The following is an 11136-nucleotide window of genomic DNA, read 5'->3' as shown; positions in this document are numbered from 1 at the left end:
GGTGCCCGCCATGCCTTGGCTGCAAGTACGCCTGGCCATCAGCCCGGAACAAGCCGAAACCTACGAAGACGCCTTTCTTGAAGTAGGTGCCGTATCGGTGACTTTCATGGACGCCGAGGACCAGCCGATCTTCGAGCCTGAGCTCAACACCACCCCGCTGTGGTCCCACACCCACCTGCTGGCGCTGTTCGAAGGCGGCACCGAGGCGGCCAGCGTGCTCGCCCATTTGGAGCTGCTCACCGGCGGCCCGTTGCCCGAACATCACAGCGAAGTGATTGAAGACCAGGATTGGGAACGTAGTTGGATGGACAATTTCCAACCCATGCGTTTCGGCCAGCGCCTGTGGATCGTGCCGAGCTGGCATGCAGCGCCGGAACCGGACGCGGTGAACCTGCTGCTGGACCCGGGCCTGGCCTTCGGTACTGGCACTCATCCCACCACCGCGCTGTGCCTGGAATGGCTCGACGGCCAGGACCTGGACGGCTGCAATGTGCTCGACTTCGGCTGCGGCTCGGGGATCCTGGCCATCGCCGCCCTGCTGCTGGGTGCCAAGGAAGCGGTCGGCACCGACATCGATGTCCAGGCCCTGGAAGCCTCCCGCGACAACGCCGGGCGCAACAACATCGACGAAGCGCTGTTCCCGCTGTACTTGCCCGAGGATCTGCCGAAAGTACAGGCCGACGTGCTGGTGGCGAACATTCTTGCCGGCCCGCTGGTGTCCCTGGCGCCGCAATTGTCGAGCCTTGTCAAACCGGGCGGACGCCTGGCATTGTCGGGCATCCTCGCCGAACAGGGTGAAGAAGTCGCTGCCGCTTATGCCGCGGATTTCAACCTGGACCCGATCGCCAATCGCGATGGCTGGGTGCGCATCACTGGACGTCGGCGCTAGAATGACCGCCTGTATCGACCGGATTGCCGCATGACCGACAGCTTCGTCACTCAGTGCCCGCATTGCCACACCAGTTTTCGCGTCAGCCATGCTCAATTGAGCGTGGCACGCGGGGTGGTTCGTTGCGGCTCGTGCCTGCAAGTGTTCAATGCCGCGAAGCAATTGCTGGAGCAACGCGCCACCAAGGACGTCGCTACTGCTCCAGCTTCCCCGGCAAAACCCGTGGTCGAAGCGCCACGGGCGATCAGCCAGAAACAATGGACTGCCGCCGAACTGGATCTCGATGACCTGGACAAGGAACTGGCTCGTCTGGAACGGCGCGACAAACGCGCACCCGACACCTTCGGACGGCGCCGCGAAGACAACCTGAGCGCACTGCGCGAGCATCCTTCGAGCGACCAGGAGTCCTGGGCTGACAGCCTGTACAGCGAATCTACCGCCGAGCGCGCCGAGACCGCCATCCAGCCCCCTCTCGAACCGTTCGAACCCCATGAACCGGCCCGCCCGCCGCGAACCGAGCCATCCTTGTCCCTGGCCCTCGAGCCGCTGGAACCGGACGATGAGCCCGTCGCCCCGCTGAGCCTGGCGCCGGACGAGGAGACCGACGAGCACCTGGAGCGACTGTCCGCCACGGACGACCTGGACGACGAGCCGGAGCCGCTGGTGACACCGCGCAAGAAACGTGATCGCCAGGAGCCCGGCATACGCGCCGAAGCCCTCCAGGACCTGGACGACGACCCGCTGCAACTGGATTGGCGCAAACGCCGCTCGCCCTGGGGCCGGCGCTTGCTTTGGGGTTTGCTGGTGCTGCTCGCCGCCGCAGCCCTGGGCGGTCAGTACATCGCCTATCACTTCGAGGAATTGGCTCGCCAGGACCAGTACCGCCCGTGGTTCCTGCAAATCTGCCCGGCCATCGGCTGCGACGTCCCCTCCAAGGTCGACATCGCCAAGATCAAGAGCAGCAACCTGGTGGTGCGCAGCCATCCAGAGTTCAGCGCAGCCCTGGTGGTGGATGCGATCATCTACAACCGCGCGCCCTTCTCCCAGCCCTTCCCACTGCTGGAGCTGCGCTTTGCCGACCTCAACGGCCACCTGATCGCCAGTCGCCGTTTCAAGCCGGGTGAGTATTTGGGCGGCGATCTCGAAGGCCGGGGGGAAATGCCGCCGCAGACGCCGATCCATATCGCCCTGGACATCCTCGATCCGGGACCGAAGGCGGTGAACTACAGCCTGAGCTTCCATTCGCCCGAATGAAGGCTGCAGGGTCGATCGATTGACGACGGCATTCTGACTCGCCCGACCCGGACCAAACCGCTGGCGATAACGGAATAGCTGTTCAGATTTTATCCAATTCGACCTTTATCCAGTCATCGAGAGCGGGTATCATGCCAACCCTTTTTCGAAGTCTCATGATCCGGCCCCACTTCAGGGAACTCCTATGTCGGCGGTACGCATCGGCCCATATACATTGCAGAACGGTCTGGTCCTGGCCCCTATGGCGGGCGTCACCGACCAGCCCTTCCGTCAGTTGTGCAAACGATTGGGCGCAGGACTCGTGGTTTCGGAAATGGTCACCAGCGACATGAGTTTGTGGAACACCCGCAAATCGCGCCTGCGCATGATCCACGAAGGTGATCCCGAGCCGCGCTCGGTACAGATCGCCGGTGGTGATGCACAGATGTTGGCGCAAGCGGCCCGAGCCAACGTAGAGCTGGGGGCGCAGATTATCGATATCAACATGGGCTGCCCGGCGAAGAAGGTCTGCAACAAGGCCGCAGGCTCGGCACTGTTGAAAGACGAAGCGCTGGTCACCGAGATCCTGCAGGCGGTTGTCGCCGCGGTCGATGTGCCGGTGACCCTGAAGATCCGCACCGGATGGGACCGGGAGAACAAGAACGGCCTGACGGTGGCGAAGATCGCCGAACAGGCAGGTATCACGGCGCTTGCGGTCCATGGCCGCACCCGTGCCGACCTGTACACCGGCGAAGCCGAGTACGACACCATAGCCGCGATCAAGCAGGCGGTGTCCATTCCGGTCTTCGCCAATGGCGATGTCGACTCGCCCGAGAAGGCCCGGTACGTGCTGGACGCGACCGGTGCCGACGGCCTGTTGATCGGCCGGGCCGCCCAGGGGCGGCCATGGATTTTTCGTGAAATCGAACATTACCTGCGCACGGGAGAAAAGCTCGCTGCGCCGCAGTTGTCCGAGGTGGAACGTATTCTGCTAGAGCATCTGGCCGCGCTGCATGCCTTCTACGGAGAAGTCATGGGCGTACGCATCGCTCGCAAGCATGTGGGCTGGTATCTCGCAACCCTGCCGGGCGCCAGGGAGTTTCGCGCCCGTTTCAATCGTTTGGATGGTACGCAAGCACAATGCGCCGACGTTCAGGCGTTTTTCGCCGAACGTTACAAGAGCCTGACAGGGGACGAAGGGGTGGCCGCATGACGATGATGACCGAGACTTTAGTGAGTGGAACAGCACCCGTGAGCGACAACGTGAATTTGAAACAGCACCTCAATACGCCCAGCGAAGAAGGCCAGACCCTTCGCGGGAGCGTCGAGAAGGCGCTGCACAATTATTTCGCCCACCTTGAGGGCGCTGCCGTCACGGATGTGTACAACCTGGTGCTCTCCGAAGTCGAGGCGCCTCTGCTCGAAAGCGTGATGAACTACGTCAAGGGCAACCAGACCAAGGCCAGCGAGCTGCTGGGCTTGAATCGCGGAACCCTGCGCAAGAAACTCAAGCAGTACGATCTACTTTAAGCATTCAATCAAACCAGAAAGGCGCCCGCGTAAAAAACGGTCGCCTTTTTTGCTGACTTCCCTTGCTTTTGATGGAACCTGAAATGACCGACCAGACCACCCGCCTGCCGATCCGCCGCGCCTTGATCAGCGTCTCCGACAAGACCGGGATCCTTGAATTCGCCCGCGAGCTGCAACAGTTGGGCGTCGAGATCCTCTCCACCGGCGGGACCTTCAAGTTGCTGCAGGACAACGGCGTCGCCGCGGTGGAAGTCGCTGACTACACCGGTTTCGCGGAAATGATGGACGGTCGCGTCAAGACCCTGCACCCGAAAATCCACGGCGGGATCCTGGGCCGTCGCGGCATCGACGACGCCATCATGAACGAACACGGCATCAAGCCGATCGACCTGGTAGCGGTCAACCTCTACCCGTTCGAAGCCACCATCAACAAGCCCGGCTGCGACCTGCCGACCGCCATCGAGAACATCGACATCGGCGGCCCGACCATGGTCCGCTCGGCGGCCAAGAACCATAAAGACGTGGCGATCGTGGTCAACGCCAGCGACTACGCCAGCGTGCTGGAAAATCTCAAGGCCGGTGGCCTGACCTACGCCCAGCGTTTCGACCTGATGCTCAAGGCCTTCGAACACACCGCGGCCTACGACGGCATGATCGCCAACTACATGGGCACCGTGAACCAGGCGGCCGAAACCCTGGGCACCGAAGGCCGCAGCGAATTCCCGCGCACCTTCAACACCCAATTCGTCAAGGCCCAGGAAATGCGCTACGGCGAGAACCCGCACCAGAGCGCGGCGTTCTACGTGGAAGCAAAGCCCGCCGAAGTCGGCATCGCCACCGCCACCCAGTTGCAAGGCAAGGAACTTTCCTTCAACAACGTAGCCGATACCGACGCCGCGCTGGAATGCGTGAAGAGCTTCGTCAAGCCAGCCTGCGTAATCGTCAAGCACGCCAACCCGTGCGGCGTGGCGGTGAGCCCGGACGCCGAGGGCGGCATCCGCCAGGCCTACGAGCTGGCCTACGCCACCGACACCGAGTCGGCCTTTGGCGGCATCATCGCCTTCAACCGTGAACTGGACGCCGAGACCGCCAAGGCCATCGTCGAGCGCCAGTTCGTCGAGGTGATCATTGCCCCCTCCGTCAGCGAAGAAGCCCGCGCTATCGTTGCCGCCAAGGCCAACGTGCGCCTGCTGGCCTGCGGCCAATGGTCGGCCGACCGGGCGCCGGCCTGGGACTACAAGCGCGTCAACGGCGGCCTGCTGGTCCAGAGCCGTGATATTGGCATGATCGGCAGCGAAGACCTCAAGGTCGTGACCCAGCGCGCCCCGAGCGAGCAGGAAATCAACGACCTGATCTTCGCCTGGAAAGTCGCCAAGTACGTCAAATCCAACGCCATCGTCTACGCCAAGAACCGCCAGACCATCGGCGTCGGCGCCGGTCAGATGAGCCGCGTGAACTCGGCTCGCATCGCCGCCATCAAGGCTGAACACGCTGGTTTGCAGGTCCAGGGCGCGGTCATGGCCTCCGATGCGTTCTTCCCGTTCCGTGATGGCATCGACAATGCGGCCAAGGTCGGCATCACCGCGGTGATCCAGCCGGGTGGTTCGATGCGTGATGCAGAAGTGATTGCTGCCGCCGACGAGGCAGGGATTGCAATGGTATTCACAGGCATGCGCCACTTCCGCCACTAACAAGAGAACGGCCGCACTGAAGTCGGCATCTGCTGCGTTGGAGCCGACCTCGATGATGCTCATTGCCATAAGGCAACTCCGCTCATCAAGGTCGACTCCGCCTTGCATCTACCGACTTCATTGCAGCCTCCTACGGCGTAAAAACGCCTTAGGCTCCAAACCGAATCAGCGTCATCGAGGTTTTTTGAAATGAATGTTTTGATCATTGGCAGCGGTGGCCGTGAACACGCCCTGGCCTGGAAAGTGGCTCAGGATCCGCGCGTGCAGAAGGTCTTTGTCGCTCCGGGCAATGCCGGCACCGCCATCGAAGCCAAGTGCGAGAACGTCGCCATCGACGTGCTGGCCCTGGAGCAACTGGCCGATTTCGCCGAGAAAAATGTCTCGCTGACCATCGTCGGTCCGGAAGTACCACTGGTTGCCGGTGTAGTCGATCTGTTCCGCTCCCGTGGCCTGGACTGTTTCGGCCCGACTGCCGGCGCCGCGCAGCTGGAAGGTTCGAAAGCGTTCACCAAGGATTTCCTGGCGCGCCACAAGATCCCAACTGCCGACTACCAGAACTTCACCGAAATCGAACCGGCATTGGCTTACCTGCGCGAAAAAGGCGCGCCGATCGTGATCAAGGCCGACGGCCTGGCCGCCGGTAAGGGCGTGATCGTTGCCATGACCCTGGCCGAGGCCGAGGACGCCGTGCGTGACATGCTCGCGGGCAATGCCTTCGGTGACGCCGGCTCCCGCGTGGTCATCGAAGAATTCCTCGACGGCGAGGAAGCCAGCTTCATCGTCATGGTCGATGGCAAGAACGTCCTGCCGATGGCCACCAGCCAAGACCACAAGCGTGTCGGCGATGGCGACAGCGGCCCGAACACCGGCGGCATGGGCGCCTACTCCCCGGCCCCGGTGGTGACCGCACAGGTGCACCAGCGCGTCATGGATCTGGTGATCTGGCCTACCGTGCGCGGCATGGCCGAAGAAGGCAATGTCTACACCGGTTTCCTCTACGCCGGCCTGATGATCGACAAGGCTGGTAACCCAAAAGTCATCGAATTCAACTGCCGTTTCGGCGATCCTGAGACCCAGCCGGTGATGCTGCGCCTGCAATCGAGCCTGGTCCTGCTGGTCGAGGCCGCACTGGCCCAGGCCCTGGACAAGGTCGAAGCCCAATGGGATCCGCGCCCAAGCGTCGGCGTCGTATTGGCCGCCGGTGGTTACCCGGGCGACTACGCCAAGGGTAGCGCGATCCAGGGCCTGGACGCTGCGGCACGGCTGGAAGGCAAGGTGTTCCATGCAGGCACGGCATTGAAGGATGGGCAAGTGATCACGGCCGGCGGTCGTGTGCTTTGCGCCACCGCCTTGGGCGCTAGTGTCGACGCAGCTCAGCAGCAGGCCTACAAGCTTGCCGCCGAGATTGACTGGGAAGGTTGTTTCTACCGCAAGGACATTGGCTACCGTGCCATTGCCCGTGAGCGTGGCGAAAATCTGGAATAACCCAGCCATTCAGCCAGGCAAGGGTCTGCAGCCCTTGCCTGACTGTTCCGGCGCCGCGCATAGTTATAATCTGGCATCAACCTACGAAGGGATTTCGCCGTGCGCTGGCTCAGGATTGCCATAGGCTTTACCGTCACCCTGCTGACGCTGCTCTGCATGCTCCCGGCCCAGGCCGCGCCAGGCAGTGGCTGGGCGGTATTGCTCGACGAACAGGGCGACCTGACGCTGAGCGACATCCGCTCTGCCCGCTACACCAATCAATTCAGCCCCATCGACCTGGATCGCCTCAAGGCCGCCGAGCCTGGTGGCGCATTGTGGCTGCGTTTCCGTCTGGCCCCGGACAGGCACGAACAGATCCTGCGCATCTTCGCACCCGACCTGTCACGCCTGAACCTCTACGTGCTGGACGGCGACACACTGGTTGATCAACAAGTCAGTGGCAATGCCACGCCGCATACCGAACCGACGGTGCCCAGCAGCGACTTCATGCTGCCCCTGCCGCGCATCGATAAATCCCTGGATGTCTACCTGCGACTGGCCTCGCGCCACGAATTGCGCCCCTATGTCACGTTGCAATCGGCCGTCGCGGCCGCGGCCGATCAGAACCAGACGCTGATTTATGGGTTGCTGTTCGGGTGCATCGCCATGCTGATCCTGCACAACCTTACCCGCTACGCCTATACCCGCTCACGCAGTTGCCTGTGGCTGGCGGCCTGTGAAGGGCTGCTGATGCTCAGCCTGGTGCTGTTGCTGAACCTGGCCGGCCCCTGGCTGCCCGACTGGCCGGCGGTGCAGACGCCCGGGGCCTACCTGGCGCTACTGCTGACGGCGCCCTGCGGCCTGATGTTCGCCTACCGCTTCTTCGCGCCCTTGGGCCCGCACCCGCTGAACCGGCTGCTGCTGGGGGACATTGTTTTCGTCATGCTGTGCAGCCTGCTGCTGTTGTTCGTCAACACGCTGCCACTCAATATCATGACCTATGCCCTGGTGGCCCTGGCCGGCCTGAGCATGCTGTTCGTCAGCGCCTGGCACTGGCAAAAGGGCTACCGCCCGGCCCGGCTGTTCGTCGCGGCCATGGTGGTCTTCAACCTGGGCACGCTGATCATCCTTCCGGCACTGCAAGGGCTTACGGAAGTCCCTCCCCAGGGCTTGATCATCACCCTGCTGGTCTTCATCTGCATCAGTGGCCTGTTGATGAGTGTCGCCCTGGGCGAGCGCCAGCGCTCGATCAACGAAAGCCGTTTCAGCCTCAGCCGCGACCTGGCGGCGAGCAATGCCGAAATCAATGCCAAGGCCGAATTCCTGGCGAAGATCAGCCACGAGATCCGCACCCCGATGAACGGCGTGCTGGGCATGACCGAGTTGCTGCTGGGCACGCCGCTGTCGGTCAAGCAGCGCGACTACGTGCAGACGATCCATAGCGCCGGCAATGAACTGCTAACCCTGATCAACGAGATCCTCGACATTTCCCGGCTCGAATCCGGGCAGATCGAACTGGACGATGTGCAGTTCGACCTCAATGCCCTGATCGAGGATTGCCTGAGCATCTTCCGCGCCAAGGCTGAACAGCAGAACGTCGAGCTGATCAGTTTCATCCAGCCCCAGGTACCACGCGTGATCAGCGGCGACCCTACGCGGCTGCGCCAGGCGTTGCTGAGCCTGCTGGAAAATGCCCTGAAGAAGACCGACGAAGGCGAAGTGCTGATCGTCGTCGCCCTCGACGAGCGCAGCCATCAGCCCCGCCTGCGCATCGCCGTGCAGGACAGTGGGACGCCGATGGACGCAGAGGAGCGCGACACGCTGATGCACGCCGAGCTGCACAGCAAGAACTTCCTCTCGGCCACACGCCTGGGCGGCAATCTGGGCCTGGTCATCGCCCGCCAGCTGATCATCCTGATGCACGGGGAATTCGGCATCAAAAGCGGCAGCAACCAGGGCAGTACCCTGTGGCTGACCTTGCCGCTGGACCCGGATCGCCTCGAACACCCGACTTCCGATCTCGATGGCCCGCTGCAAGGGGCACGGGTGTTGATCGTCGACGACAACGACACCTGCCGCAAAGTACTGGTGCAGCAATGCAGCGCCTGGGGCCTGAACGTCAGCGCTGTGCCCTCGGGCAAGGAAGCCCTGGCACTGCTGCGCACCAAGGCGCACCTGCGGGACTATTTTGACGTGGTGCTGCTGGACCAGAACATGCCGGGCATGACCGGCATGCAACTGGCGGCCAAGATCAAGGAAGACCCGAGCCTGAACCACGACATCCTGTTGATCATGCTCACCGGCATCAGCAACGCGCCGAGCAAGATCGTGGCGCGCAACAGCGGGGTCAAGCGCATCCTCGCCAAGCCGGTGGCCGGCTATACCCTCAAGACCACCCTGGCGGACGAGCTGAACCAGCGCAACCGGGGCCAGGCGACGAGCATGCAAGTGAATGCAGGCCCGCCCATCCCGGTGAAAGTGCCGAGCGACTTCCGCATCCTGGTGGCCGAGGACAACAGCATCTCCACCAAGGTCATCCGCGGCATGCTCGGCAAGCTCAACCTGCAACCCGACACCGCCAGCAACGGTGAGGAAGCCCTCAAGGCCATGAAGGAGCAGCGCTACGACCTGGTCCTGATGGACTGCGAAATGCCGATCCTCGACGGTTTTTCCGCTACCCAGCAATTGCGTGCCTGGGAAATGGGTAACCAGCGCACCCGCACGCCAGTGGTAGCGCTCACCGCGCACATCCTGGCCGAGCACAAGGAGCGCGCCCGCCAGGCCGGGATGGACGGGCACATGGCCAAGCCTGTGGAGCTGTCACAACTGCGCGAGCTGATCGAACATTGGGTAGCCCAGCGCGATCAGCAAAAACCGACCGCATCGACTTATTGAACCCGACCCAAGCCTGCAAGAAAGCCTTTTCAAAGCTCCAGGGCGCTGAGGTAGGTGGACGCTTGAGACATCACCGAGCGTTTTACCTTGTCTCTGAAGGTGGCGTAGTACAGCGTATTGAAAGTGATGAAGGTCATTTGCTCCACGCTGTTGCGCACCCAGTCGCCTCGCTCGATGAACAAGAACCGAGACACCTGTCGGCGCAGCTGGAACTGGCAATGATAGACGCCCATTTCAATTCGATGGGCGCCTTTGGGCACACAAGGAATCATCTGGAAAATACCCGTATCGCGCGACAAGGTGGTTGATTCGAACAGCCCAAGCGCTTCCGGATTGTGCCTGAGCGCCATTAACGCACCACTGGCCGGAGCATGAAATGCTTCGCCAAAACGGGCCTCGATCTGTTGCGCCGCCCCCGCCCCCATCGGCGGGCCCTCAATGGCCGGTAACGTTTGCGGACGGGGTACGTCCCAACCCAGGTATTTGAGTTGATTGCAGTAGTAGTCGAACCAATTCCCGGATAACCCAGCATCGTAGGCAGCCCTGGTGGCCCGTTGCGCGAAGAAGGTACTCAAATACACGTCTTCTCTCTGGGAAGCGGCCAGACCTGCCGCAAACGAAACAATACTGCCGCCAACAACCCCTGCGGATGGAGCGAACCCCGTCATCGGCCCACCTCCTCGACAGAAGGCGCCACCGCATCGTGGATCGCCTCGGAGATATCCACAACATTGTCAGCCACGAGCGCCCCAACCTTGCGGGCGATAACCTCACGAGCCGGCGCAAACAGTGTTTCGCTCAGTTGCATCCGGACATAACGCACCGATACAGCACCGTCGATGCCCTCGGCATCAAAACGTTGTCCCCAAGGGTTGGCATCGATCACTTTTCCTGTGTTGAATTGCAGGCAGAGACCGGTTATCGAAACAGCACTTTGCGCCACAATCACCAGCAAGCGCACGGGTTTGGACGATGGTGGGAGCAGCGTCGGGTCAGCTTCACTTTGTTTTTGCGCGTGCTTGCGCAGGATTCCCATTGCGGGCAGCGTGCCGGATAACGCTGCGACACGCGCCAATACCGCCATGATCTGCTGTTGCTGATCCGGCCGATCATCCAGGGGAAAGGCTGCAGCCCACTTGAGTGGCGAGTTGACGTCTTCCTTTTTTGGCCACAGGTCTTTTCGCCGTTTAGTACCCGAGACCCAGGCGACGTTCAAGACATCCATGTAAGCGCCGTACCAATCAGCGATCGGTAAGCGCTGCAGACTCTTGTTGGCAACCAATTGCGCGAGCAAGAGCGAATTCATGAGGTCGTCAGCTCCCGCTTCCCGCGCAGAAGAGGGAACTAAAACAACCGCCGCCGCGTTAACAAAAACCGAATATTCCTCGTCCATGTTATTTATTTTCCTAAAAACAAGGCAGCCGTCGCCCGGCT

At 61.9% G+C, this 11136-nt stretch carries 9 protein-coding genes; 7 read left to right on the top strand and 2 right to left on the bottom strand.

Annotated features, from left to right (window positions below; translation table 11 throughout):
• Nucleotides 1-10: 10 nt before the first annotated feature.
• The 7 genes from prmA to ACLK1G_RS15880 all read left to right on the top strand — a co-directional run bounded on the left by prmA (nt 11) and on the right by ACLK1G_RS15880 (nt 9702).
• Entirely contained in the window at nt 11-889 is an 879-nt protein-coding gene (gene prmA / locus ACLK1G_RS15910; protein ID WP_420766273.1) for a 50S ribosomal protein L11 methyltransferase, read from the top strand.
• Between the two features lie 30 nt (nt 890-919).
• A complete protein-coding gene (locus ACLK1G_RS15905) occupies nt 920-2143 on the top strand; it encodes a DUF3426 domain-containing protein (RefSeq protein WP_420766272.1) in 1224 nt (407 codons plus the stop codon).
• Nucleotides 2144-2327: 184 nt separating this feature from the next.
• Nucleotides 2328-3335 carry a tRNA dihydrouridine synthase DusB gene (gene dusB, locus ACLK1G_RS15900; protein WP_420766271.1) on the top strand — a complete coding sequence of 336 codons (1008 nt, stop codon included), beginning with the start codon at nt 2328-2330 and terminating at the stop codon, nt 3333-3335.
• Nucleotides 3332-3652, top strand: coding sequence for a DNA-binding transcriptional regulator Fis (gene fis / locus ACLK1G_RS15895; protein WP_007921650.1), 321 nt, complete (start codon nt 3332-3334; stop codon nt 3650-3652). Before dusB ends, fis begins: the two co-directional genes overlap by 4 nt.
• Nucleotides 3653-3735: 83 nt before the next feature.
• Entirely contained in the window at nt 3736-5343 is a 1608-nt protein-coding gene (gene purH, locus ACLK1G_RS15890) for a bifunctional phosphoribosylaminoimidazolecarboxamide formyltransferase/IMP cyclohydrolase (RefSeq protein ID WP_420766270.1), read from the top strand.
• Between the two features lie 189 nt (nt 5344-5532).
• A complete protein-coding gene (gene purD / locus ACLK1G_RS15885; RefSeq protein ID WP_420766269.1) occupies nt 5533-6828 on the top strand; it encodes a phosphoribosylamine--glycine ligase in 1296 nt (431 codons plus the stop codon).
• Between the two features lie 99 nt (nt 6829-6927).
• Nucleotides 6928-9702, top strand: coding sequence for a hybrid sensor histidine kinase/response regulator (locus ACLK1G_RS15880; RefSeq protein ID WP_420766268.1), 2775 nt, complete (start codon nt 6928-6930; stop codon nt 9700-9702).
• A 29-nt stretch (nt 9703-9731) separates the two neighbouring features.
• Here the strand turns inward: ACLK1G_RS15880 and ACLK1G_RS15875 are convergent, their stop codons facing one another.
• Together ACLK1G_RS15875 and ACLK1G_RS15870 are read right to left on the bottom strand one after the other, a co-directional pair.
• Nucleotides 9732-10370 (bottom strand): hypothetical protein, encoded by a 639-nt coding sequence (locus tag ACLK1G_RS15875; RefSeq protein WP_420766267.1) that lies wholly within the window; start codon nt 10368-10370, stop codon nt 9732-9734.
• The gene (locus tag ACLK1G_RS15870; protein WP_420766266.1) at nt 10367-11095 is read right to left on the bottom strand and encodes a hypothetical protein; all 729 of its coding nucleotides are present in this window, start codon (nt 11093-11095) and stop codon (nt 10367-10369) included. Before ACLK1G_RS15870 ends, ACLK1G_RS15875 begins: the two co-directional genes overlap by 4 nt.
• Nucleotides 11096-11136: the final 41 nt, after the last annotated feature.

Origin of the sequence: Pseudomonas algeriensis (assembly GCF_048847255.1) — a bacterium.
In the GTDB taxonomy this organism is placed as follows: domain Bacteria; phylum Pseudomonadota; class Gammaproteobacteria; order Pseudomonadales; family Pseudomonadaceae; genus Aquipseudomonas.
Note: the sequence above shows the minus strand (reverse complement) of the source record. Positions and strands in the feature narration are given on the sequence as shown.